The organism is Methanoregula sp., from assembly GCA_026625165.1.
In the GTDB taxonomy this organism is placed as follows: Archaea; Halobacteriota; Methanomicrobia; order Methanomicrobiales; family Methanospirillaceae; genus MVRE01.
Map to the genome: position 1 here is coordinate 1,073,295 of CP112999.1, position 25,657 is coordinate 1,098,951.

Genomic DNA, 25,657 nt, shown 5'->3' on the forward strand with positions numbered 1-25,657 from the left:
ATCCGCTCGTATAAAACCAGCACGAGTTTTTTTTTAAAAATTATTAAAAAGAGTGCGACAAAAATTCTATAAAATAATCAGGACCAAACAAAAACAACAGGATGCCCGACTTATTGTCAGGCAGTCTCCCACTTCTTCATATTGTCTAATAAATTTTTGATAAAAACACCTGAGAAATAAGCATGAGTATAAGTTCCGATTGTATTGTTGTTAACAAGCCCGTCGTTTCCATCTGCAATACCTTTTCCCCTGACAAGCCGGAACGCGTACCGGGCATCAGGTTGGGCAACTATTTTTGAGTAATGGAACTCGTGTCCGAACAGGGGCAGACCGGGTTTGAGAAATGATCGTCCTCCAATGCTCTCTCCCTGCACGTACCCGAGCGCCTGCAGCTTTTTTGTCATCTCTGTGGTAGCTGATAATGCCCCGCACAACGGGTAAGTCTGATCTGACACTATCTCGTCTGTAAGGTACATAAGACCGCCACATTCTCCATAGATTGGCATACCCGCATCTGCAGCTTTTCTGATATCCAGCCGGCAGGGGGATGAGCTCAGCCCTGAAAGGTGCAGCTCAGGATATCCCCCTCCAATATACAACCCCTGCACATCGGGTAACTTGTCACAAAGTGGTGAGAAAAACACCAGATCGGCACCGGCAAAGCGGAGCCGGTCAAGGTTGTCCATATAATAAAAACAGAATGCCGGGTCCCATGCCACCCCGATTTTCACAAGAGGAGATCGGTTTTTAATTTTACGTGGCTCATCAAAAAAAGGTGGTGCATCCCGGGCAGTCTTCAGCATAGCATCAAGATCACAATTTTCACTGATGACTGTACCTATTTCGGACCGGGCGCCGGTTTCGTGCGCCATCTCAAGCCCGAGGTGCCGGCTTTTCAGGACGATCTGCTCTTTTATCGGGATCCAGCCAAAAGCCGGTACAGAAAGGGAGGACGCGATCATCTGACGGTGCCGGTCACTTCCAATCCTGTTGAAGATAACGCCCGCAATACTCAATGATGGATGAAATGTTGAAAAACCATGGATCAGCGCCTGTGCACTTCTCGACATCCCTTTGGCGTCAACTACAAGGACAACAGGCGCGTCAAGTATTGAGGCCACATGGGCGGTGCTTGAACGTTCGGTCCCATCAATCCCGTCATATAATCCCATGACACCTTCAATAACTGCAATGTCAGCACCCGCGGTTGCGCGCAGGAAGGTGTCCTGTATCCCTTCCTCTCCCATCATGAACGGATCAAGATTGCGGGATGTCCGTCCGCATATCTTCGTGTGGTGCGTTGGATCGATGAAATCCGGACCAACTTTGAATGGCTGAACCTGCAATCCCCGTGCAACTAATGCAGCCATGACACCGGTCGCGACGGTTGTCTTCCCGCAGCCGCTATGCGTCCCTGCAATCACAATTCGTGGTATCTTTATCATAGTTGCCTTGTCATGGTTGCTGCTGAAATTCATCGGTTTTCTGAACAATTCCCTTGGTCAGTGGTTTAACTGCGATCTGCATACCGCTTTCTTTTCCATAGGATTCTACCCGTTTATACACTCGATCAACCATGCTTTCTGTCGTCATAATTAGGGTATCCTCTCCCAAAAGTGCCTTAAGAATGCATTTGTCAATGACTCCATAGGTAAAATCAAGCCGTATATTTTCATAAAATGCCATTTGTTTCGCACGGGTTCCCATTGCTCCGACAGATAATTTTGGTTTAGAGGTAAACCATGCCGCCAATGATTCCTGATTATCCTTATCGACATTGCAGATCGTTATCACTCCAGGGCTGACCGGGCTGCAGGTTTTCTGGAACAAAGTTTCGATGATATGCATCATGTCCAGCACCGTCCGGGGTTTCTTTTGAGGCATTGGAAAACCACGTATTTTCAGCTCGGTATATAGTTCAAGGAGGGTGGGCAGGGAAAGATGCGCCTTTCGCACGCATTCCGGATTGCCAAATGCCACTTCGGGAATATCTTCCCGCAGGATTTTTCCCTCAAGCATCAGTATGGCACGATCAGCCCACGGGTAGACAAGTTCGACATCATGAGTGGATATAATGATTGTTTTTCCTCCGTGATGCAGTTCATCCAGCAGTTCCATTATATCTTCCGAACCGGAGGGATCCAGGCCGGTTGTAGGTTCGTCAAACACAAGCACGTCGGGATCCATCGCAAGCACCCCGGCAATTGCCACTCGCTTCTTTTCCCCGCCCGAAAGCTGATAGGGGGGACGACGTTCAAATCCTTCCAGCCCGACATGGTGCAGGGCTAAAGTGACTGCTTCCTTAACTTCGCGTTCATGATAACCGAGATTGGTCGGCCCGAATGCAACATCCTGGTAAACCGTAGGTGCAATGATCTGCCGGTCCGGGTTCTGGAGAACAAAACCGACACGTTTGCGCAGAATCCGCAAGGATGATTTATCATACCGGATTGGTTCATTGTCAAAGAGCAATATTCCTGAGTCGGGGCGGATCATCCCGTTAAGCATCGCGAGGAGTGTTGATTTACCTGCACCGTTGGGTCCGACAAGTGCGATCTTCTCCCTTTTTTTAACATGAAAACTGATCCCGCAGATCGCCTCCATGCCACGGGGGTAACGATACCGGATATCCCGTGCTTCAAGGATGATGCTGCTCATGCTATACGTCCTATATCAGGGTGATATCCCTTGAAAAAATCACAACCGCCAATGATAATGAAAAAAAAACAATAACGGCAATCAGCGGTATACGCTCAACTGGCCGGGTCTCTCCCAGCAGTGCAAATTTCCCGTCATAACAGCGTGCATCCATGGCCCGTATCAGGTCTTCTCCTGCGTCCCAGCTCGCAATGAATGCAGCACCGCACATGGATGCAAAAGAGTGGATGGATTCACGCCATGTTGAATAGCCAAGGCGCATCACCTGCGCATTGTGGATCTGCCGTACCTGGTTAATAAGAATGAAGATGGTCCGGTAGATTATCATGGCAAGATCGATCACAAAATCCGGGACCCTGCACCTCCTCATCACGATGAAGAGATCGGTCATGGGAGTGGTGAGCGCAATGAAACAGACTGCTGACATACCCCCAATCACACGACAGAGGATAAAAAAACCATCATTGATACTCCCGCGGCTGACGGATAGCGAGAGATATGGCAGGGGGCTCCAACTCCAGTACACATGGTCCCCGCCCGAGATCAGAACGATGACAGCAGCACTAAAGATGGCAAACCATAACGGGACAATGAATAGTTCCGCATAGGTCTTCAAATCAACCTTTGCAAGCAGGATCACTGCAGCGGATAACATGAGAGCGATGATGAGCGGGGCAGGATATCCTGATGAAATCAGACAGAGAAAGATCCCCAGAAGACCGGCTGCCAGCTTGACAGAGGTGTTTACTTCCCGGAGGCCGTTTTTCTGGGCGATATCTTCCAGCAGCTCATCAAACATGGATCTATATCTTCCGCTGTGCCGATTAGGCTTTCTTCTTCTGCCCCATCCAGAAACCAAATACCCCGCCCACAAAAATACCCCCGACAGCGGCCTGCAGGGCAAACAGGCAGGCTTCGATCTCCCCGCTTGGCGGCTCCCACTGGGGGATTAGGGGGGCGAAATCATCAACGGATTTTCCGGATAATTCTGCGATAAGTCCCGAACCCACGTTATCTGAACCGGCAAATTCTGCGCCTTTTATGACTGAACTTGTATACAGGAACAGAAGGCAGAATGCGATGATCGCACCTGCAGTGAGGATCTCCAGCATGTACCGGTGTGCCATCATGCATCTCCCCGTGCAGCATTGATCTGGGCGTCAGAGAAGATCTTCAGCCGCACCAATATGTCGGGTTTGAGGGCTATGATGTACTTGAAGACCAGTGCAAGGACGATCCCTTCGACGATCGCAAGCGGCACCTGTGTCACCGCAAATATCCCCATGAACAAAACAAACGAGCTGCCAACACCGCCAATCTCAGCGGGATACGCAAGCGCAAGCTCAAGGGAGGTTGTCACATACGTAAACATATCGGCAAGTGCAGTTGCGAGAAAAACCGTCAGGTATATATTGACCGTTGTATCCCTGAGCGCCCGGTATACGATATAGCCGACAACCGGGCCGACAATGCCCATCGAGAAAATATTTGCGCCGAGCACCGAGAGCCCGCCATGAGCCAGAAAGAGGCTCTGGAACAGTAGCACAATAGCGCATATCACCGAGGTGATCCATGGCCCGAAACAGATTGCGGAGAGACCGGTCCCTGTCGGGTGGGAGCAGCTCCCGGTAACAGATGGAAGTTTCAACGATGATAAAATAAAAATAAATCCACCGGTTACTCCCAGCAGGGGGAGCGCCTCACGATCTTCATCCATGACTTTTTTCAGATTATGAACACCAAATGCAAGGCAGGGCAGGGCGATAAGCCACCACACGATGCACCATTGCCAGGGCAGGAAACCTTCCATGATATGCATAAATTTCAACTCAACTTAATTTGTTTTAATGTAATTTTTTTTTAGTTAACTAGGTTATCTCATGAGTATTTATATTTTATTTTCAGTTTGATTTTTGGGTTCATTTTGTAACTGGCAACATATAAAAATCAGAGAGCAGTAAAAAAGAAAAAAATAATTTGATTATACTTGGATCAATTATCCTGGAAAATTGTAGTGAAGTTCAAATACCCTTTTTCCTGAATTTATATACCGCATACACAATCCCGATTATTACAGCGATAATGACACTCACCATGATTGGGTTTGATAAAAGAGCCGAAATCCCGGTCTGTGCCGTGACGTTAACCCGAACCTTCATGGTATCGGATATGTACGAGTTATCGAGTGCATCGCGGTAACGGATTTCAGAGTCAAGGCCATATTCCTTGACAGTTGCAGCACGGTCAACGCTCATCTCGTACGATGCTGTCACGGATTCACCGGGCTTGATCTCCCCCAGATATGCAATATCATCATTGCTGGTGAACGGGTTCACCGCGCTGATCCGCCCCTGGGCAGAATATACGGCTGTATCGCCGGTATTTTTATACTCCACAGAGATTACTTTCTTGTTCCCCGGGTTCATCTCGGCGGGTGCAGAGATGATTGCAAAATCGATTTTTCCGCTGACAGGTACCCCGATGGTGTCGCTGCGTGAAGTAACTGTATCGCCGTCTTTGTTCACGTAGACCACCGCAACGTCGACAGGATATATGGAACGCTCTGCATCTTTTGCCACCGATACTTTGTACCTGCAATCCACGGTGGAACCCGAAGGGAAATCGCCGACATATACGCTGCTGTCGGTAGGAATGACAGGGCTGTTACCGTTGCGGATGACCTTTATAACCGCTTTTGTTCCGTCCTCGTAGCCGGTATTTTTTATCTTTAAATTCAGGTAGCCTTCGGTTCCCACGTTGAGATGATCGGATTGCGCCGACAATACATCAATGGAGATGTCGGGCTTAATTTTAATTATGAGGGGCACGTTTGCATTGGTTGCCTTGTAGTAATATTGGATTGCATCGGTCCCGTATTGTTCAGCGTACTGCAGGTAGGTATACCTGATATCGACAGGAAGGGTGTATGTTCCCGACCGGGCATCCGACAAAATCTTAATATTAAAGCTGCTCGTCACCGTATTTCCACCTTTAAGATCACCAACCATCTGGGGATCCGATTTGACGATGAGCGGGGCATCCCCCGCCGACAATGACACCATAAGAAGTTTGGCGGTGTTGGGAAGGTCATCACGGTCAATAAAGCCGGACTGGATCATCTTGAATTCGTTCAGCCCGCTGTTCTCAATGACAATGGTAAGGGTAGCGTCGGAACCGGGGGAGAACTCGTTAGTACCTGAGATATATGCCGAGAGTTGGGGGCTCCCTGACATATACTTGGTCCCTGCCGATACGTGAGTCATCAATAAGGCACAAAATACCGCAAAGATGATAATCCACTTACCTGCAATTTTCATTTTAACCTCATTATAATGAATATCGCAAAATTGTTTGATGTAGTAGTTGATAGGATGATCGTTTGGTACTGTGGTATTTGAAAATTTTTCTTTATCGCTCATCTGAAACGTGAATAAAATAATGTCTAATCATGCATACTTTCAAATTATTAGAAAGATTGTGACAAAAAGAAAATGTGCGAAAACGGGTGAATAAACATAAATATCGTGATTTGTAATAACGTGTAATGAAAAACCTGAAAGCAAAAATACTTATTATTTTCATGGTCTGTTCCCTGTGTATCGCGGGCTGCGTTGCACCTCCGAAACCCGGTTCTTCATCATCACCCCCGGGTTCATCTCAATCTGGTGACGGGCAAGGTGTTGGGACAAGTACAACAACCGCAATGTACGTAACTCAGGCTACTCCATTCCAGACTGAAACAACCATGGGTCAAGGATATAACATATTCACTCCGGCGCCAACATATGTCGCTGATTTGTATTGTCCAATTTATACCACAACAGAAGTATACGCATACAACACAACTGCATTTAATTATAATCTGACAACTCCACCGATGTATATCACATTTTCTGTCATCCCGACAAATATAACCAAAACCAAAGTTATTTCATCCCGTTCTGGAACAAAAGAAGATATTACAATTGAATGGTCTGATTATAGTCCCGTTTCCTGGTTTGAAGTAACAATACGGAACAAACAGAGTGGTGTAATTTATGAACAGAGTGGGTTTGGTAAAAGCTACGGGATATACTTAAATCGAACTTTGAAAACTCTAAAACGAGATGATTTTCTGATTGAATTGAAAGGTAATGATATTACCGCGACCACGAATGTATGGGTAAAACCCGAAGGTAATTTTGATAACCCACAAGATTTGTATAATGACAGATGTGTTTATTTTGAGGGGCAACCTCGGGATTCTCTATCCTATGCCACTGCAACCCCCACCCCTTCTTATCCAGGATAACCTTTTTAGATGATTGCTTAATATTATCCATTACCAAGAATTAGAAATTTAATCGGATTAAAAAATTCACGAATAAAAAAAGTCTGCATTAATATCAATGGATTCTGGTCCTTTTGTCAAAGAGATTCTGATGAAATATCACGGGGTTGTCCCGGGTAAATTCCCGCTCTGCCTCAAAGAACCGGAATTCAGGTATAATTACCGTAACAGTGATCTATTCGATAGATTTATCTTTCAGTTGAAAACATGATGCCGGGTGAATGTTATAGAGGAATCCCCATTTATTAATCCCTAGATCATCTCCTGTTTTAATCATGTCAAAAAATTGCGTTTTTAAAAATGAAAAATAACGGGCAGATTAGGTTATTTATACCATTTTTTCACTTATATATCACAAAGAGCAAAAGTCTTGTTTTATTCAGAATTTCTCCGGAAACACAATCTCAAACCGTGCCCCCTTCTCACTTGTAACCTTCATCTCTCCTCCAATCTGACGCACAAGGACATTGACAAGCTGCATTCCCAGGGTTGCCGTACTCCTGGAGTCATAATCTGCGGGCAATCCCGCACCGTCATCTGCAACTATGAGCGTAAACTTGTGGTCAGTGCCGAGGTGCAGATCCAGCGAGATCGTACCTGCAGATCTGTCTTTGAAGGCGTATTTGAGAGAGTTTGTCATCAGCTCATTGATAATCAGACCGCAGGGGATAGCTGTATCAAGGTTGACACTGACATTATCGACATTCACCCTGACATCGACGGCCGTATTGATGGAATACGAATCCATGAGGTCAGAAACAAGACTTTTGATATAATCAGCTGTATTGATGAACTCAAGGCTCTTGGACTGGTAAAGTTTCTCATGAACCAGCGACATGGTTTTCACACGACGCTGGCTCTCGTTGAGTTTCTCAATGGCAACCGGGTCATTGATATAATTCGATTGCAACTGGAGGAAACCGGAGATGACCTGCATGTTGTTCTTTACCCGGTGGTGGACCTCTTTAATGATTACCTCTTTTTCCCGGAGTGATGCCTCGAGCCTGTTTGCATATCTCCTCCGTTCAGTGATGTCGAGGTGGATACCGACCCATGAGATTACCCGTCCTTGTTCATCATAAAGGGGGGAACCGCGTGAAAGGATAAATTGTTCCTTTCCGGCACGATCGATTATGCGGTATTCGTAATCCCAGATACAACCGGTCTGCACACACTGCTTCCAGTCTGATATTGTGCGCTCCCGATCAGCCGGGGGAATACGTTGCACCCATCCAAATGAGCTGCACTCGGGAAGAGTAAGCCCAAGCAGGTCAAGGAATGAATCAGAAAGGAATGTGAAACTGCCCTGGGAATCACACATCCAGACTCCATAGGGGATTAGTTCACCTACCATGCGATATCGTTTCTCACTCTCCATGACTGCAACCTCTGCCTGTTTACGGTCAGTGATATCCCGTACCATACTCATAATGGCACTACCGCCCCGGTACTGGATAGAGCGGCTGCTCACTTCAATTGGGATCAGGCGACCATCCCTGCTCCGGTGAACAGTCTCAAAAATCGTGGTGACAGGGTCGTGAATGTTCTTGATCAGGTTTGCCTGCATATGGGAATATGCCAAATCGTCAAGATCTTTAAATGTTAATGTAACAATTTCTTCGCGGGTATACCCCAATCTGTCACATGCAATCTGGTTTGCCTCAAAAATTCTGCCGTCAAGGTCATGGATGAAAATTGCATCACTTGCGGAATCAAACAGGGTCCGGTACCGTATTTCCGATTCATCGATGATATCCTTCATCCGTTTCCGTTCTGTAATATCGAGAACAGAACAGACCACGAGGGACTCGGTGCCAATGGATGCAGTAAACAGCGCCCAGAGGATTTTTTCATCTTTTCGGGAGAATACTATTTCGGTATCAGTGATCTGGTGCTCTGATTTTAACCGTGAGATGAACCCTTCGCGCTCCTGAGCATCGGGCCAGATCTTCGAGATTGATGTATTATGTAGTTCATCGGGTTCATACCCAAACAGATGTGCGGCTCTCTTGTTGATCTCCTTGATCAGACCGGTTTCCAGATCAAAGGTGAATATTCCTGCCTGTGAATTTGTAAAGATCTCACGGAATATTTTATCTTGCTTGAGGCTGTCTGCCATGGAGGAGATGACAACACCAATTGTGACAAAGATATAGAACCATGCGACACTGGTGGCAAACAACCTGATATCGTGAGGGCCGTAAAAATACACAAGCCCAAGGTAAATCCATCCCAGAACGATCGTGAAATATATGGCAAAACGCGGGTGAAGCCGTGCAAGCAGGACAATTGGGAGAATATACAAGTAAGGAAAAATCTCCAAAATTCCGCTGGACAAAGAAAAAAATGTTACGACGATTATCTCGCATGTAAAAAGAACAATCATGTAGAGCCAGAAAAGTTTCCACCATGATATATTTTTCATGATAACACCTGAACTTCGGGACCAGAGCAGGTCCGGAACCTTTCGTTCCTTTCGCAGCTCACGGGTAAAATGGTACCTGATAACCCGATATTCTTTATGGTGATATCTGCAGGAGCAGATTTATTAAATATACCTGTTCGTGCCTGAAATCAGAGAACGCGCTAAAAGTTTCGAACTCCGGTACCCGATGATGACAGGACGTGAACACCCGAGGATTTTTAAAAAATAAAGATTAAAAAGGGAATCCTCTTCATCACAGATGGATTCCGGATCTGTCCGCTGATATTTGAAAAATATAAATAGGTTCTCATCGTTATACCTGATATCGTAAACCGGGACACTTCAAAATGTTTGAATAAACCCGTGCCGGGATGATTGTTATGCAGCCAAAAAAAATACTGATTGTCGAGGATGAGGGTGTTGTCGCACTTTCATTGCAGGCAGTACTGAACAAGATGGGGTATATGGTTGTGGGTATTGCCATCACCGGCAATGAAGCGATCAGGATGACAACCGAGCTGCGTCCTGATGTTATCCTCATGGATATTCATATCAAGGGGGATAAGGACGGTATCCAGACAACTGAGAAGATCAATGAAGTTTCCGATGTCCCGGTCATTTACCTAACCGCGTATGCCGATGACGAAACCGTAAACCGGGCATTAAAGACCCGGTCCCACAGTTATCTTGTAAAACCCTACAATCCCCGTGAACTCTATTCCAATATTGAGTTTGCAATTTACAAGCGGCGGTTAAAAGACCGGATCGGAACATACAGGGAAAATCTCGAACTGCTGCTCACCAAGGTTCCTGATACCGGGATTATCATTGATATGAATAGTAAAGTTGTGTACCTCAACTCGGTTGCAGAAACGCTGACCGGATGGAAAAGCGATGAGCTCATCGGGAGGAACGTTTTTGATATCTTAAATATCAGTGTTTCCCAGGTGGACGATATCATTGATGACACCCTTTCCCGGATGCTCTCACTTGGCGCTATAAACTACCTTCCTCCCGTTGCCACTATCCAGACCAAAGGAGGAAAGACACGGAGGGTTGACCTGAAAACGGGACTTGTCAAAGACGACTCCGGTGAACATAAATTCATCGTTCTCCTGTTAAAGGAACATGCGGCGGGTAACGTGGATCAGATATCCTTAAAAAAATAATTCTGTTAGTCTGTATAAGCACTACTTTTTTGAATTTCCCGATCCGATATCATAATATTTTTTAAGAAACGTCCGGATCTTTTCCGACTCAAGCCAGCCGCGGTCCAGTAAGTTGATGATCCGGTCAATTTCAAGCGCCTGTTTTAAGATCTTATCTTTATTTGAGCACGCTCCCATCTCCACAAGCATCATAATGACTGTCAGGGGATTCCTGATATGGTCATTGAGAACTGCAAACTGCTGGAGGTTGTTCTCGATCTGCTCGTAGGTCTCCTTCTGGATCCTTTCAATCTCCTTGCGTTCGGTGGTGTCTCGCCCTACGGACTGGTACTCGGTAACAAGACCGTTACGGTCAAAGAAAGCGCGGTTGTTCCAGTGCTGCCACCGCTCTGAACCATCCGGCATGATAATACGGTGCTCGATAGAGGCAACCGGATTTTCGACGCTGAGGGACTCAAAATGCTCCCTGATTTTTGCCCGGTCATCCGGGTGCACTGATGGCCTGAAAATATACCCGATGGTGTCTGCAGCTTTTTTATTGAAATAGGTCAGGAATGCCTCATTTGCAAACACGACGGTCTGATCAGTCCTGAACCGGTAAATCAGTTCTGTCTGGTCCTGGACAACTGCCCTGAACCGCTGCTCACTTTCCTGCAGGGCTTCTTCTGCATGAATACGCTCGGTAATATCCAGCATAACACCGATCAGTCCTGCGATAGTCCCGTCAGGGTTATTGAACGTTGCCCGTTTGAAGATCACATCGCGGATGGACCGGTCTCCGTGCAAAAACTTGGCCTGGTAAACCTGGATCCCACGGTTTTTCAACAGGAATGCATCCTTCATCTGGGAAATTTCGGCCAGATCCTTTGGCAGGAGTTCTGCATCTGTTTTATGGACAATCTCTTTTCTGGAAAAACCGGTATAGGACTCAAAGGCATTGTTGCACCCGATATAGAAGCCCTCGGGATCCTTGTAGAAAATCGGGCTGGGGATTGTATCGATCAACTGCTGGAGGAACTGGAGCTGCTGGTTGAGGGACTCTGTCCGTTCACGTACCCTTTTTTCCAGTTCCTCATTCATCTTTTTTAATAACTCTTCTGCCTGGCGTCGTTCCGTGATATCGTACCGCGCGCCCTGAATATAACGCGGATTGCCCGAAGCATCTGCAATTGTCTGGACAAGTTCAAGAATCCACCGTACTGATCCGTCTTTGCGAACAATCCGGTAATCCCGTGAACCTGAATAGCCGGAGACTGCCCTGATCTTCTGGTTCTGTTCCCGCACCGCGCGTGCGTCTTCAGTATGGATGATGCTTTCCCATGAGGGGGTTTGCGCCTTGAATTCCTCTTCGGAAAACCCGGTTATGGATGTTGTTGCCCCATGTAAAAATACAGGGGAGAAATCGAGATTGAGCCGGAATGCAATGCCAAGGAAGTTCTGGACAAAACCGCGGTACCGTTCCTCGCTCTCCTTTAATTTTTTATTCAGGGCGTGTTTATAGATGGCAATCTCGATCGAAGTGCGGAGCTCCCGTTCATCATAGGGTTTGAGGATGTACCCGTAAGGTGCCGTAACCTTGGCACGCTCGACAATCTGAGCGTCGGCAAAAGCTGTCAGAAAGATGATAGGTATGTCATACAACGGGCCGATCTTTTCCGCGGCTTCAATACCGTTCATCGGTCCTGCAAGGAAAATATCCATCAGGATAAGATCGGGGCGGTGTTCACCTGCTTCTTTTATCGCAGCTTCTCCGGTAATAGCGATAGCCGGAACATCATACCCGAAATGGAGGAGCGCTTCCCGCATATCCTCGCCGACAATCCGTTCATCCTCAACAATGAGGATCGATCGCTTCTCCATTAATTATCTCCTTTTAGTCCCTGCTGTCATCTTTTTTAAGAATCAAAACCTGATCCCAAAAAAGACTTTCAAGGTTTTATTCGTGGAACGATGAATCGTACTCATCATTATTATATAGCAGTTTGCCTTCTTTGACAGGATCTTTTAAATTATACTTCGGATGGGACATTCATAATTTAATTGTCTTAAATTTTAAAAATTACCTTTTGGGAGAGGAGCCACAGACTGTATATGCCGGTAATGTAAACAATAATTTAAAGCCTTACCCCGTAACGCCCTTAAAAAATCCTTTAAATATGAACAGAGAAAAAGTCAGAGAGAGTGTGTATGCCCAAAATCCTCGTTGTGGACGACAACCCTGACCTTGTCGAACTATTTGATATTGTCCTCACCCGCAAGGGTCATATAGTGACGAAGGCCGGGGGAGGCTCGCAATGCCTTGAAATTTTAAAAACATCAATTCCGGACCTCATACTACTCGATATCATGATGGAACCGATGGATGGGTGGGAAACTTTAAAACGGATCAAAAACAATGCCCGGACAAAACCTGTTCCGGTTATCATGCTCACCGGAAAACCACCCACATGGGATGAGATACTCTCACATATGGACGATATCGAGGACTATACCATTAAACCCGTGACTATGGAAGGTCTGACATCCATGGTCCGGAATTTTTTCCGGGACCAGGAATCGATAGCCCTCGAACTCGCAAAAGCTGAATCTGCCGGTGCCGATGCATCGTTTCTTGAAGAATACCGGAACCTGAAGCGTTCAATCACTTCCGGGAAAACCATGCAGAAGATCATTGGTCACCAGAAAGATACAATCGATAAAGTGCTTGCAGAAAAGGATGAACGGTTACGCTTCCTGCAAAACAAGTACCACGTCAGCGAACCCGCATCGTAAACCGGGCAATACTACGTCTGACTTTCTTAGATAACGTGTGTGCTTTCCCTGGGTTTCTGTTTCCTTTTTAAAAAACCGGGGCGTGAAAATCTCCGGTAAAAATTTTTTTCGCCAAAAAACCGGCTGAAAAGTTTCAATCACAAAATATTTTAATTGAAAAAATCACGCGTAAAAAAATCAAAAATTTGAAAAAAAATTTAATTGCTAAAAATTATCGCCGCAAAAAATCCCGTTCAAAATGGTTCAACGGCAGGAATATCCCCCACTATAGTTTCCTGTAGAACTGGTATTATGAGCCTGAGAACTGAGGCACATTTTCAACACTTTGCATAAGGGAACTCTCCGACGGTAGCATGATCCGGAGATTGTCCCGGAAGCACGGTCCGGGCCCGGATTCCGGGCATAATTCGCGAAAAAGCGGTAATAATTCGCACTTTTCCACCATTTCTCCGACGTAAAATTCAGGACGCAAATAGCGCTAATTGCGGGCACGATCTCGGGCCGGATCGGACTATAGCCCGTGAAAACAGAAAGAACCCCTATTTTGGGGGTAAGATCCGTATTTTTCCATCGACGGACTCCGACGTGGATTTTGGGTATAGGTCAGGCAAGTGTCTGACAACCCATATGTACGGGGAGCTGAGAAAAGCCTGGGAGAGAGCAGTACTTTTCCGGACTGCACTCTCCGACGGTGGCATTATCTGGGGGGTGTCCCTGATACATCATCCGGCCCCGGATTCCGGGCATAATTCGCGAAAAAGCGGTAATAATTCGCACTTTTTCACCATTTCTCCGACGTAAAAGTCAGGACGTAAATAGCGCTAATTGCGGGCACGATCTCAGCCCGGATCGGGTTGTACTACCCAGAAGGGAAAGGAACCCCTTTTTTCCCCTTATTCCGGAGATTCTCAGCGTCAGACACCGACGAAGATTTTGGGGGTAAGTATATAAATGGGGGTACGAGGGGGTGGGGACGCAGTTATCTGCAATGATTGCATAAAAATTTTTACCGGAAAAAATCCGGTGGAGTTTGTTAAAAAAATTTGAGTATGAATTTTTCTCTAAAAATTCTTTCGCACGGAAATTTTTTCGTTCTGCTTTAGATGAATCGGTCTTCAACCCGAGCCATGCACCGCTGCCATGTGAAGCTGATAAAGGATACAAAGCAGCGGTGGCAGACAATAGGATGGCAGTATTACCCGGTCTGTGGGCTGATGCAAAAAGTTACTGAAAATATCGTTACGTAACAATAATATAGCAAACTTTACGATTCTGTGATTGTGGGTCATAAAAACTGATGACGGTTCTGCCTAATTTTGAAAATGTGTAGCTCAAAGTCTGACCAGCGGGAAGTTGGCCGATAGTCGTTGGCGCGTTTCCAGATTCGGATGCTATTGTATACCAAAATGTATCTTCGTTTCTCCATTCTACCATTGTTCCAACCTTGATATTCACGGTTTCAGGGATACAGCTAGCGCCTTTAATCCTGATATACGATATGGGGGGGGCGGTTGGGGTTGGTGGAATTAATGTCAGAGTTGGATTTAAATTTGGATTTACATTGAAATAAACAAATGGGCCATTAGATCCTTTCCCGCTAGGGCCACCAAAATTAAATCTTACTTTTGAACCTTGACTAGTTTGAGGGATATTCACATAGATTGTAGGTGTTTTCGATTGCATTGGATCCAAATCGCAACCGGGCTTATAATATAGTCCAAAGTCAAACGACTTTCCTTTAACAGGATATTGCTGACCGGTATTATCAATTATCAAAAAATCTTCTTCGAGAATTTGTATCTTTTTATCTATCTGTAAGTTCTGCACCTTTAATTGGACATAAAATTCTTTATTATTCCCCTCAGTCCGATCACCATCCCATGATTTGAGTACAGTTAGTTGTAAGTTTTCATCCATTGCGGGTTCGTTGATATGATAAGTTTTTACAGATGGAGTTGGCGGGGGTGTTAACGGTGGAGTTGGGGGAGATATTGAGGATGGAGAGATACAGCCCGATACAATAAGGAGGAAAATTACAGGAAGCACAAAAAAATGAATTTTCATAATTCTATCTTGATATTTTATACAAATAATTATTTTGTATTGAGATTACTTTCACCCTTCACTCACTTTTCGTTAACACCCTCAATTTTTTATTACTTACACATTATGGACGGTCAGTATATCTCCTGACAAGTGTCCTGCCATCACTTATGGATCTACATGAGCATTCGGCTTGGAAGCTTGGCACGATCAAGGTGACCGGTAAAAGTGGAAGGTCCAAAATACGGAGCGAAAGTGGTGATGGATATAAGGGATGCAAAATAATTTTGTTAAAACTATCACGCTATAAGAACTGGTCTTCAACGCTATTGCATGGAAGGAAGGTTATTGGTTCTTCGGCTGCTCACGGGATTTATCGAAAGATGTGAGAAGGCCGAAAAAAGATAAACGTCCCTATATTTGGCTTTGTACAACAATACACCGGCCAGACCGGGGATACGGAGAAAATAAAATCATTCGGAAAAATCCGGCATTAAAATTTATAACCTGAAAAAGAATAATTAAAAGGATTATCATAAAAATTGTTGATAAAATTGAATGAAATGAAGTGAACAAATGGAACCCTCTGTTGAATCAAAAATACAACGAGATGATGAAGAAAAGCGAATTCAACTTTTAATTCAAATTGGAAGAGAATCTCACGAGAATCATTATAAAAAAGTGAGTAATGCAATAACAACATCTGGGTTTATAATAACCGTTAATGGGATTATTATTTTAGCGATTATAAATCTTATACAATTTACTATTGACAAAAATAATTTATTTCTTCACCCAAAAGGGCTTTTATTAATTTCAATAATTTCGTTGTTTTTATCAATGCTATCAATTTTCTGCTCTATTTCTTTCATTCATATGATAAATCCCGTTCCTCATGATTTGAGTTCTTTCTCTAATTTATTAAAACCAATACCATATGATGACTTATTAAAGTTGGAATATGAGACTTTATTTAAAATATCACAAACAAATTATGAAAAATTTAATGAATATCGTGATAAGTTTTATCAATGGGCGCTAATTTTTCTTGGAGGTTCTATTGGCTCTTTAGGGAGTTTAATCATTATAATTAATTTATTCAATATAATCTAAAAATCGATAACAAATTTCTATGGTAATAAGTTCTATTCATTATTCATTACTCGGCTGTTATAATCGACAATTCAAAAGAGTGTAAGCGTCTTGAACCTCAAAACAGAATGCGCCGACCGGGACTCGAACCCGGGTTTAGGCGTTGGCAACGCCTAGTGATAACCACTACACTATCGGCGCAGGATGCGCTTTTGCGCTTTTATTGGTGGGAATTCAAAGAATAAAAGTATATCGTAATCCGGAAACAAAGCACCCACGATTTGACACAAGCGAGGTAAAAACTGACCTGGTTGTTAACGGATTGTCAATAGATTGTCAACGGTTCGGCTCACGGCATCCCGATTGTTTTCTGATAAATTTTTCCGGCGGATTTTTCCGGCGGATAATCCAACACCTTAAAGTAACGCAATTGCGAATCTAAGTACCTGATGATCCCTCTCTTTGTCGATCTCAGGGCAAAACATGTCGTGATCTTTGGAGGGGGCGAGGTTGCCGGCCGCAAAGCAGCTTATTTTGCGCATGAAGCAGATGTGGCCGTATTCAGCAGGTCATTTTCAAAAAAGATTGCCGCACTTCCGGTTAAACGCAAGAACATTGATGTGGCAGATGCGTCCGATAAAGAACTCGGTGATATCGTAAAGGGTGCCGATATCTGCATTGCAGCGCTTTCCGATACTGGACAGAACAACAGGATCGGCAGGATCTGCAGGCAAAAAAAAATATTGTTCAACAACGCGGATGGAGAATCCGGGGACATCATTATCCCTTCGGTAATCAGGGGCAAACAGTACCAGATTGCCATAAGTACCGACGGGAAAAGCCCGGCCGTCACCCGGTTTATCCGGGAAGACCTTGAAACACGATGGGCAAATCTGGATGCGATGATTAAATTGCAGGAGCAACTAAGGAAAAGACTGAAAAAAATCGAGCCTTCCCAAAACCGACGCAGTGAAATCCTCAAGGAAGTGCTGGACGATCATGATGTGTGGGACGCACTTTCGCGATCGAAGAAAGAGGCCGAACAGCTCGTGAACCGGAGATACCTCAATGAATGACTTTTTGAAGGCGCCAATTGCAGTTGCCGGGATCAGCCACCATACCGCAAATGTGACGGCACTTGAGGAATTCCGGTTTCCTGATGAGCGCGGTTTTCTCACAATGGCCGCAGACCGGTTCAAGGGAGTGGCCATCCTCCAGACCTGCAACCGCGTGGAAGTGCTTGTCGAAGGCGAAGCGGTAGCGCTCTCAGACTTTCTGGAGGAGCACAACCGGTCCGGGTTCTTTGCACTGGAAGGAGTCGAGGCAATCCGGCACCTCCTGCTGCTTGCATCCGGCATAGACTCGATGATTGTGGGCGAAGACCAGATCATCGGACAGTTAAAAAAAATGCTTGCAGATGCACAGGAGGCAAAGACCATCAGCAGCCTCCTTGAACTCTGCATCAACAAAGCGGTGCATGTCGGGATTGAAGTCCGCAGGCGCACCGAGATCAACCGTGGGGCCGTTTCGGTCGGATCGGCAGCGGTCCTGCTCGCCGAATCCCAGATCGGGAGCCTTGAGGGAAAACACATCCTTGTGGTCGGCAGCGGGGAGATGGGCTTATTAGTAGCCCAGGCACTCGCAGCAAAACACCTCACGGCAATGTACGTGGCGAACCGGACATTCGGCCGGGCAAAGATCCTTGCCGAAAAGATCGGGGGAAAGGCAGTCCGGTTCCGCGAACTTTACCATTACATCTCGCTTTCCGATGTAGTCATCTCATGCACTTCTGCACCCCACCCCGTCATCCACTGCGAACAACTAAAAGAAGCCATGAAGGAACGGTGCTGGCCCGTAGAGGGGCATCCCCGCCCGCTCATCCTCATCGACATTGCCCAGCCGCGGGATGTAGAGCCGGGCGCGGAGAATATTGACGGCGTTCGGCTCTTTTCCATTGACAACCTGCGTGTCATCAACGAGCAGACCATGAGTAACCGGAAAGCAGAGGCAGAACGGGCGCGGCAGTTCATTGACGATGAACTCTCCATCTTCCTCCGCCAGCTGAACCGGAAAACCGCCGACGATATCCTTGCTGCACTCCACACGTGGGCAAAAGCGGTCAGGACCCGGGAAAGGGACAAAGCGGTTGCGCGACTGGGGACTTCAGATGAGCGGATCGCAGAGGTTATCGATGATCTCACGCACGTCCTCTCAAAGAAACTGTTAACGGACGCGACATTCGCCATACGCGCAAGTGCCGAGGCAGGAGATCTCGAAGCGGCAGAGGCGCTCCTCAAGGCAATCACCCATGGGGAGCGGTTCTCCTGCAAACGCCCTGCACCAGAGAAACGCCATAAATGATTAATTTTTCAACCATGTCAGGAAAAAAATAAGATCCGGCGGGAATGAGAGGAGGGTTATTTATGAGGGGATGATGATGTCCTCTGATCCTGTTCGGATCCCCGTATGCAATAGTATCCTTTCTGTAGTCCAAGGGTGAATTTCACCGGGCACATCGGGCAGATGCATGCCTTTTTCTCGAACGTACAAACCGGACTGCGCCCGGTGATGCAATAGAACACCTCGCCTTTCTCGCGCATGCACTCGTTATATGTCGGGCAAACGCCGCACGCACAGCGATCTTTTTGTCCGGCAATTGTTACCGCCCGCCGCACCCCGTCCATCGCCGCAATGTTCTTTGAGAATTCCTCAAACTTGTCCATGCACCACCCGACTTGTTGTGGAATAAGTAAATAATCAAAAATAGGGATATTTTAATGCATGCCTGCCCCAATTGTCGGACGAAAGTTTGGTATCCATGCGATCCCTCCAATCACCAGAGAGCAATGCAGGACGATCAAAGTCCTCGGCATATCAGGGTCGAGCCGCCAGCAGCCCGGCATGAGCAAATCCGAACGGCTCCTCTTGCGTGCCCTTGAACAATACAAGGAGTATGGATGTGAAACAACCTTTATCCGGTTAAAAGACCTCATCATCCATGACTGCGAGGGGAATTATTCAGAGAACCCGGCGTATTGCACCTACCCCTGCCAGAGCTCGATGAAGTATGATGATGACCAGATGCAGATTGTGTACGATGCAATCTTAAAAAACGATATCCTGATCCTCGCCACACCAATCAGGTGGAATAACCATTCGGCATTAATCCAGAAATTTGTTGAACGGATGAATACAATCGAGAACCAGTATGCCTGGTATGGAGTCCAGATGATAAAAAACAAAGTCGCCGGGCTCATCATCATCGGGCATGTCGATGGTGTCCAGCATGTAGCCGGGAATCTCCTGAATTTTTTTTCATGGCTCGGGTTCCATATCCCCGAGGATGCGATCGCTTCGTGGGTGGGCGAGAATGATGAGGATACCACCAAGGACTGGGGGCTTATCGAGCAGAACAAATATACTCAGGAAGACCTTGCGAACCTGATCACCGGGGCTTTGCTGCTCGCGTACCAGTTGAAAAATGCCTGTGCCGACGAAAGATCCGGCCACGAATTGTAAACAATAAATAGCATTGCTCCTTAAGAATGGTAACAGAAGAATCATTTTTGGGGTTGGTGACGTCATGGTGTTTCCTGCACGACGGATGAGAAGGTCAAGGTCTCGGACAGTCCAGCCGATGCTGCAACAGGGCCGGCTTGCAAAAACGGATCTGATCGTCCCCATCTTTGTGGACGAAACGCTGTCCAAAAACAAACCGATAGCCTCGATGCCAGGACAGGTACGGTATTCTCCTGACGGGATCTCCCGTGTCGCAGAGAAACTCTGGGATGCCGGGCTCCGGTCTGTCCTAATATTTGGCATCCCGGAAAAAAAGGATCCGGAAGCAAGCAGCGCGTACGATGACAAAGGGGTTGTCCAGCAGGCTGTCCGCAGGATCAAAAAAGCGGTCCCGGACATGGCTGTCATCACTGATGTCTGCGCCTGTGAATACACAGACCATGGGCACTGCGGGATTGTTGGAGAATCACGGTACGGTACCGACCTGCTCAACGATCCCTCGCTTGAGCTGATGAACCGGATAGCGGTCAGTCATGCAAATGCGGGAGCTGATATCGTTGCCCCCTCGTGCATGCTCGACGGGATGGTAGGCTCGATACGGTCGGCGCTCGACGATGACGGGCTTGACGAGGTGCTGATCATGTCTTACTCGACCAAATTTGCATCTGCTTTCTACGGGCCGTTCCGCGAGGCTGCGGATTCGGGTTACTCTTTTGGAGACCGATCGACCTACCAGATTCATCCGGCAAATGCACGCGAGGCGTTCCTCGAATCCCAGCTTGATGTTAAAGAGGGTGCAGATATCCTTATGGTCAAACCTGCAGGGTTTTACCTTGATATCGTTGCCGAAATCGCAACACTCGGGCTTCCTGTTGCCGCATACCAGGTCAGCGGTGAATACGCGATGATCAAAGCGGCAGCCGGGCGGGGCTGGATAAATGAAAAAGAGGCGGTGATGGAAAGCCTCACATGTATCAGGCGTGCCGGGGCTGACTTGATCATCTCCTATTTTGCTCCGGATGTTGCGGGGTGGATGGATGAAAAGCAGTGACCTGTTTGCCCTGGCACAGGCAATAATTCCCGGGGGGGTTTCCAGTCCGGTCCGTGCCATCAAACCATACCCTTTCTATACTGCCCGGGCACAGGGTCCAAACCTTGTTACTGTAGACGGGCAGCAGCTGACAGACTGCTGTTGTGCCTACGGCCCGCTCATTCTCGGTCATGCTCACCCGGCGATCAAAAGGGCGATTGCGGAACAACTGGAAGGTGGCTGGCTCTATGGTACGCCGGTTTCCTCTGAACCGGAGTTTGCCCGCCTTATTACGGGCGACCACCCCGGCATGGACATGGTCCGCTTTGTATCGAGCGGTTCGGAAGCCACCATGGCGGCAATCCGTCTTGCGCGGGGTTTTACAAAGAAAAAGGACATCGTGAAAGTTGAGGGAGGGTTCCATGGCGCACATGACGGGGTGCTCGTAAAAGCCGGATCCGGTGCAACAACGCTCGGCATCCCGGATTCTGCCGGGGTTCTCGCGGATGTAGTCGCCCACACACGACAGGTCCCGTACAATAACCATGAAGCGCTGGAATCGCTGCTTGCAAAAAATGATGATATTGCAGCGATGATTGTCGAGCCGGTGCTGGGAAACATCGGCCTTATCCCTCCCGACAATAATTATCTGCAGGAAATCCGGTCGATCACCCGTGCACATGATGTCCTTTTGATTTTTGATGAAGTGATCACCGGATACAGGCTCGGTATAGGCGGAGCTCAGGTGAAGTACGGGGTCAGACCGGATCTGACTACGCTGGGCAAGATTATTGGCGGCGGGCTTCCAATCGGCGCTTTTTTGGGGAGAAAGGAGATCATGGAACTGACAGCCCCCTCAGGCCCGGTCTACCAGGCAGGTACGTTTTCGGGAAACCCGCTCTCGCTTGCGGCAGGTATTGCCACTGTCCGATGGTTGCATGCCCACAGGAATGCATACGACGAACTCGACAAAAAAACGCGTGCCATTGAGGATGGGTGCTCCGGTAAGACCAACGGCTCGTTCATCCATCTTGGATCAATGTTTACGTATTTTTTCCGGCCGAAACCACCATGCAATTATAAGGAAGTAAAGGAATGCGATACCGCTGCGTTCCAGCAGTTCTGGAACCGGATGCTTGCCTCGGGCATTTTCCTGCCGCCTTCCCAGTTTGAAACCAATTTTTTATCGGTTGTTCATTCCGATGCAGACATTGAAAAGATCATCATGGCGTACCGATCATGTCTTTAAAAATCGGCACACGGGGCAGCAAGCTCGCGCTCGCACAGGCCGATACGGTCTGCAGGAAGCTTACTGCGATGGGGATCGGGGTAGAGCAGGTCGTCATCACCACTCAGGGCGACACAAACCATGGTGTACCGCTGCACGAGATTGGCGGACAGGGTGTATTTGTCCGGGCGCTTGATGATGCAATCCTTGATGGTGAGATTGACTGTGCAGTGCACAGCATGAAGGACATCCCTGCAATCCGTCCATCCGGTCTCGTCACCGCTGCCATCTTAAAACGGGATTCTCCTGCAGATTATATCACATACACCTCTGCACTACCGGTTGTGAGAGTGATTGGCACTTCAAGTACCCGGAGGCGGGCCCAGCTCCTCCGTCATGACCCTGGCATCACTATCAAAGACCTGCGGGGCAATATCGATACCCGGCTCCGAAAACTCAATGCCGGGGAGTACGATGCGATCATACTTGCAGAGGCCGGCCTGGTACGGCTTGGGATCCGGGTACCCGGTGAGCGCCTGCCAATAGAGAAGTTTGTCCCGTCCCCCAACCAGGGCACCATCGCAGTGGTAAGCCGGGCAGACCCTTCGCTTGTTAAGACACTTGCTGCGCTTGACCACCCGCAGTCCCGTACTGATGTAATGATCGAGCGCGCAGTCATGGAGCAGCTTGGTGGCGGATGTTTTACCCCGCTGGGAATTTACAGCTGCGCCGGCCACCTGATTGCTGAAGTGCTTTCCCTTGACGGCAGCCGTACAGAACGGATCGAAACGGATGTTTTGAGCATTCAAAAAGCGTGTGACCAGGGCCGGATACTAAAAAGGCGTGCACAGGATCTCATTGATGATGCGTACGCGAAGCTGAGGATTGTACCATGACCGGCAAAGTCTATCTTGTAGGTTCAGGACCCGGTGCCATAGGGCTCCTTGCACAACGGGCCCGGAACGTGATCGATGGTGCCGATGTAGTGCTCTATGACCAGCTGCCCGGAGAGGAGATCCTCGCCACCCTGCCGGAACATGCAGAGAAGATTGATTGCGGGAAATATGGTGGGAAGCACACGCTCGAACAGGATGAGATCGAGGCGCTGATGATCGACCGCGCACAACGGGGCAAGGTCGTTATCCGGCTTAAAGGAGGCGATCCTTTTATGTTTGGGAGGGGAGGAGAAGAACTGGAAACATTACGGGCTGCCGGCATCGAAGTTGAAATGGTACCGGGAATTTCCAGTGCCCTTGCAGTTCCCGCATCTGTGGGCATCCCGCTCACCCACCGGAGCTATGCATCTCAGGTGACTATCCTTACCGGGCACGAAGACCCGACCAAACCAGAACCGGCGCTTGACTGGAAACTCCTTGCGCAGAGCCGTGGTACAATCGTGATCCTGATGGGGGTTGCAAATCTTAAAAAAATTGCATTCGCCCTGGTGAAGAATGGCAGGAGCAAAAAAACCCCGGTTGCCATTATCGAGCGTGGCCTGCGCACGGATCACCGGGTGACAACCGGCACGCTCGATACAATCGCAACAAAAGCCAAAAAAACCGGAGTCAGACCACCTGCCGTTATTGTGATCGGTGATGTGGTAAAGTTATATGATCCAAACGCGCCGGATTTAATACCGGTTGGTGAGGAATGATAAACAATGCTGGAACTTGTCGATAAATTTGAACGAATCGTTTATGCAGTCCTGATGCTCCTGCTCATGGTCGTGCTCCTGTTCGCCATCGGGGAATTGTGTTATCTTCTTATTTCAAGCCTGACAAACCCTCCTCCCATGCTGCTCGAAAACCACGAGCTAACGAATGTTCTTGGGGTATTCCTGCTGATACTGATTGGAATTGAACTGCTCGATACCATCAAGGCGTATTTTTTGGAGAATGCAATCCATTTCGAGATCGTCATCCTGCTGGCAATTGTCGCCATTGCCCGTAAGGTGATCCTGCTCGACCCCGCTTCAGCACCGAACCCGGAATTTATTGGCATGGAACTCATTGGAATCGGAGTTGTGGTACTCGGCCTTGCCGGAGCATATTTCCTCATTAAGAAAGCCGGGGGAATTGTGGTTGGCGGGCATGTGGAAGGGAAGCCCCCCGTCTGATTTTTTCCCTTTTTTATCCCGGATTGTGTGATCAAAGCCGGTAATCGATACTCCGGTCATACACGAGCGGTAATGAATCCAATTCTCTTCTAAAACAAGTCTTAATACGTTAACACAACTAAAGTTTGGAAAGATGAGCATATCGAAGCTACCGGGCGGTCCGACACAGGATGAAGTGATGGCTGTAACGCTTCTTAAGCTCGGTCTGCGTGATAGGGATCTGATGCTGGATATCGGTTGCGGTACCGGGAAGGTTTCGATCGCCGCTGCAAAAAGGAGCATTCATGTCGTCGCTGTTGACCGGAGGGCTGAAGCGATCCGGTTCGCCCGAAAAGAAGCGATGAAAGAAGGCATGGAAACGATTGAATTTACCTGCATCGGGGCATATGATTTTCTTGCAAACGACAACCGCATATTCGACTGTGCATTTATCGGAGGCTCTCACGGCATTGGTGAATTTTTACCGGTGCTCGCAAAACGGGTCCGTCGCAGTATCGTCATAAACGCGGTAATGGTCTCAACACTGGAGACGGCGGTACGTGCAATGCAGGATCTTGGGATATTTTCCGAAGTCATCCATGTCCAGATCGCACGCTCGCACAATATCGCAGGGAGCATCATGTTCAAACCCATCGATCCGATCTATGTGATTGTCGGAAAAGGTGCGGCATGCTGATCGGACTGGGACTTGGCCCGGGAAACCCGGAACTCCTTACATTGCGGGCAGTCCGCCTCATAAAAGAAGCGGATGCAGTTTTTGTACCCGGCCGGATTGCATATGACCTTATCAGACCTTACCGTGAACCGGTTATGCTCGATTTTCCGATGACTGATGACGAAACCCGTATCACGGTAAGCATTTGTGAAAATGCCGCATTGATTGCTCAGGCGGCAAAGACGGGTTGCGCAGTGTTTGGCATCCTTGGAGACCCCAACTTTTTCTCAACCTTCACCCGGCTCTGTGACGTTATGAAAGAAAAATATCCCGAGGTGGAATGCCGTACTGAACCGGGTATTTCTGCAATCACCGCATTTGCGGCAGCAGCAAATCTTTCCCTCTCCCAGGGGTTCATTGTCTCCGATGGCGGTATTCCTGACACTCGTATTCTTTTAAAAGTACGACGCCCAAAGAAACGTGCTGCAGAACTGCAAAAAGAAGGCTATCGCACATTCGTGCTGGTCGAACGGATGTTTTTCCCTGATATGAAGGTTTACCGTGACGGGGATTTGCCGGAGAGAAGCGACTATCTCAGTGTCATGTATGCGAGGCGGTAA

24 protein-coding genes and 1 tRNA gene are annotated in these 25,657 nt (G+C 47.5%); 14 read left to right on the forward strand and 11 right to left on the reverse strand.

Annotated features, from left to right (window positions below; all coding sequences use genetic code 11):
- Positions 1-116: 116 nt before the first annotated feature.
- The 6 genes from OS112_05660 to OS112_05685 all read right to left on the reverse strand — a co-directional run bounded on the left by OS112_05660 (position 117) and on the right by OS112_05685 (position 5,975).
- On the reverse strand, positions 117-1,445 hold the full coding sequence (locus tag OS112_05660; GenBank protein ID WAC06113.1) for a cobyrinate a,c-diamide synthase: 1,329 nt from the start codon (positions 1,443-1,445) through the stop codon (positions 117-119).
- A gap of 10 nt (positions 1,446-1,455) precedes the next feature.
- Positions 1,456-2,658 (reverse strand): ATP-binding cassette domain-containing protein, encoded by a 1,203-nt coding sequence (locus OS112_05665; protein WAC06114.1) that lies wholly within the window; start codon positions 2,656-2,658, stop codon positions 1,456-1,458.
- A 10-nt stretch (positions 2,659-2,668) separates the two neighbouring features.
- Positions 2,669-3,457: a cobalt ECF transporter T component CbiQ gene (cbiQ, locus tag OS112_05670; protein WAC06115.1), complete on the reverse strand. Its 789-nt coding sequence runs from the start codon at positions 3,455-3,457 to the stop codon at positions 2,669-2,671.
- A 25-nt stretch (positions 3,458-3,482) separates the two neighbouring features.
- The gene (locus OS112_05675) at positions 3,483-3,788 is read right to left on the reverse strand and encodes an energy-coupling factor ABC transporter substrate-binding protein (GenBank protein WAC06116.1); all 306 of its coding nucleotides are present in this window, start codon (positions 3,786-3,788) and stop codon (positions 3,483-3,485) included.
- The gene (locus tag OS112_05680; protein WAC06117.1) at positions 3,785-4,477 is read right to left on the reverse strand and encodes an energy-coupling factor ABC transporter permease; all 693 of its coding nucleotides are present in this window, start codon (positions 4,475-4,477) and stop codon (positions 3,785-3,787) included. The genes OS112_05675 and OS112_05680 overlap by 4 nt, the downstream gene beginning before the upstream one ends.
- A gap of 202 nt (positions 4,478-4,679) precedes the next feature.
- Positions 4,680-5,975, reverse strand: coding sequence for an S-layer protein (locus OS112_05685; GenBank protein ID WAC06118.1), 1,296 nt, complete (start codon positions 5,973-5,975; stop codon positions 4,680-4,682).
- Between the two features lie 227 nt (positions 5,976-6,202).
- Here OS112_05685 and OS112_05690 point away from each other — a divergent pair, with 227 nt between their 5' ends.
- Positions 6,203-6,949, forward strand: a complete 747-nt coding sequence (locus tag OS112_05690; protein ID WAC06119.1) for a hypothetical protein — start codon at positions 6,203-6,205, stop codon at positions 6,947-6,949.
- Between the two features lie 418 nt (positions 6,950-7,367).
- Here OS112_05690 and OS112_05695 read toward each other — a convergent pair whose 3' ends face one another.
- Positions 7,368-9,413 carry a PAS domain S-box protein gene (locus tag OS112_05695; protein ID WAC06120.1) on the reverse strand — a complete coding sequence of 682 codons (2,046 nt, stop codon included), beginning with the start codon at positions 9,411-9,413 and terminating at the stop codon, positions 7,368-7,370.
- Positions 9,414-9,793: 380 nt separating this feature from the next.
- Between OS112_05695 and OS112_05700 the strand changes: the two genes are divergently transcribed.
- Positions 9,794-10,582 carry a response regulator gene (locus OS112_05700; protein ID WAC06121.1) on the forward strand — a complete coding sequence of 263 codons (789 nt, stop codon included), beginning with the start codon at positions 9,794-9,796 and terminating at the stop codon, positions 10,580-10,582.
- Positions 10,583-10,603: 21 nt separating this feature from the next.
- On the opposite strand, the gene OS112_05705 is transcribed toward OS112_05700, so the two are convergent.
- Positions 10,604-12,442: a PAS domain S-box protein gene (locus tag OS112_05705; protein WAC06122.1), complete on the reverse strand. Its 1,839-nt coding sequence runs from the start codon at positions 12,440-12,442 to the stop codon at positions 10,604-10,606.
- Between the two features lie 327 nt (positions 12,443-12,769).
- On the opposite strand from OS112_05705, the gene OS112_05710 reads away from it, so the two are divergent.
- On the forward strand, positions 12,770-13,354 hold the full coding sequence (locus OS112_05710) for a response regulator (protein ID WAC06123.1): 585 nt from the start codon (positions 12,770-12,772) through the stop codon (positions 13,352-13,354).
- Between the two features lie 1,239 nt (positions 13,355-14,593).
- Here OS112_05710 and OS112_05715 read toward each other — a convergent pair.
- Positions 14,594-15,418 carry a hypothetical protein gene (locus OS112_05715; GenBank protein WAC03975.1) on the reverse strand — a complete coding sequence of 275 codons (825 nt, stop codon included), beginning with the start codon at positions 15,416-15,418 and terminating at the stop codon, positions 14,594-14,596.
- A gap of 555 nt (positions 15,419-15,973) precedes the next feature.
- On the opposite strand from OS112_05715, the gene OS112_05720 reads away from it, so the two are divergent.
- Positions 15,974-16,510, forward strand: a complete 537-nt coding sequence (locus tag OS112_05720) for a hypothetical protein (GenBank protein WAC03976.1) — start codon at positions 15,974-15,976, stop codon at positions 16,508-16,510.
- 108 nt (positions 16,511-16,618) lie between these two features.
- Here OS112_05720 and OS112_05725 read toward each other — a convergent pair.
- Positions 16,619-16,690: transfer RNA gene (locus OS112_05725), tRNA-Gly, on the reverse strand.
- A 248-nt stretch (positions 16,691-16,938) separates the two neighbouring features.
- Between OS112_05725 and OS112_05730 the strand changes: the two genes are divergently transcribed.
- The gene (locus OS112_05730; protein WAC03977.1) at positions 16,939-17,565 is read left to right on the forward strand and encodes a bifunctional precorrin-2 dehydrogenase/sirohydrochlorin ferrochelatase; all 627 of its coding nucleotides are present in this window, start codon (positions 16,939-16,941) and stop codon (positions 17,563-17,565) included.
- Positions 17,558-18,850, forward strand: coding sequence for a glutamyl-tRNA reductase (gene hemA, locus OS112_05735; protein WAC03978.1), 1,293 nt, complete (start codon positions 17,558-17,560; stop codon positions 18,848-18,850). The genes OS112_05730 and hemA overlap by 8 nt, the downstream gene beginning before the upstream one ends.
- A gap of 56 nt (positions 18,851-18,906) precedes the next feature.
- Here hemA and OS112_05740 read toward each other — a convergent pair whose 3' ends face one another.
- Positions 18,907-19,212: a DUF2769 domain-containing protein gene (locus OS112_05740; GenBank protein WAC03979.1), complete on the reverse strand. Its 306-nt coding sequence runs from the start codon at positions 19,210-19,212 to the stop codon at positions 18,907-18,909.
- A gap of 58 nt (positions 19,213-19,270) precedes the next feature.
- On the opposite strand from OS112_05740, the gene OS112_05745 reads away from it, so the two are divergent.
- The 8 genes from OS112_05745 (at position 19,271) to OS112_05780 (ending at position 25,657) form a co-directional block, all read left to right on the forward strand.
- Positions 19,271-20,008: a flavodoxin family protein gene (locus OS112_05745; GenBank protein ID WAC03980.1), complete on the forward strand. Its 738-nt coding sequence runs from the start codon at positions 19,271-19,273 to the stop codon at positions 20,006-20,008.
- A gap of 67 nt (positions 20,009-20,075) precedes the next feature.
- Positions 20,076-21,059: a porphobilinogen synthase gene (gene hemB / locus OS112_05750; protein WAC06144.1), complete on the forward strand. Its 984-nt coding sequence runs from the start codon at positions 20,076-20,078 to the stop codon at positions 21,057-21,059.
- Positions 21,046-22,287: a glutamate-1-semialdehyde 2,1-aminomutase gene (locus OS112_05755; protein WAC03981.1), complete on the forward strand. Its 1,242-nt coding sequence runs from the start codon at positions 21,046-21,048 to the stop codon at positions 22,285-22,287. The genes hemB and OS112_05755 overlap by 14 nt, the downstream gene beginning before the upstream one ends.
- Positions 22,278-23,162, forward strand: coding sequence for a hydroxymethylbilane synthase (gene hemC / locus OS112_05760; protein ID WAC03982.1), 885 nt, complete (start codon positions 22,278-22,280; stop codon positions 23,160-23,162). Before OS112_05755 ends, hemC begins: the two co-directional genes overlap by 10 nt.
- A complete protein-coding gene (gene cobA, locus OS112_05765) occupies positions 23,159-23,920 on the forward strand; it encodes a uroporphyrinogen-III C-methyltransferase (protein WAC03983.1) in 762 nt (253 codons plus the stop codon). Before hemC ends, cobA begins: the two co-directional genes overlap by 4 nt.
- Before the next feature lie 6 nt (positions 23,921-23,926).
- A complete protein-coding gene (locus OS112_05770) occupies positions 23,927-24,382 on the forward strand; it encodes a phosphate-starvation-inducible PsiE family protein (GenBank protein ID WAC03984.1) in 456 nt (151 codons plus the stop codon).
- Positions 24,383-24,515: 133 nt separating this feature from the next.
- Positions 24,516-25,058 (forward strand): methyltransferase domain-containing protein, encoded by a 543-nt coding sequence (locus tag OS112_05775; GenBank protein WAC03985.1) that lies wholly within the window; start codon positions 24,516-24,518, stop codon positions 25,056-25,058.
- Positions 25,052-25,657 (forward strand): cobalt-factor II C(20)-methyltransferase, encoded by a 606-nt coding sequence (locus tag OS112_05780; GenBank protein WAC03986.1) that lies wholly within the window; start codon positions 25,052-25,054, stop codon positions 25,655-25,657. Before OS112_05775 ends, OS112_05780 begins: the two co-directional genes overlap by 7 nt.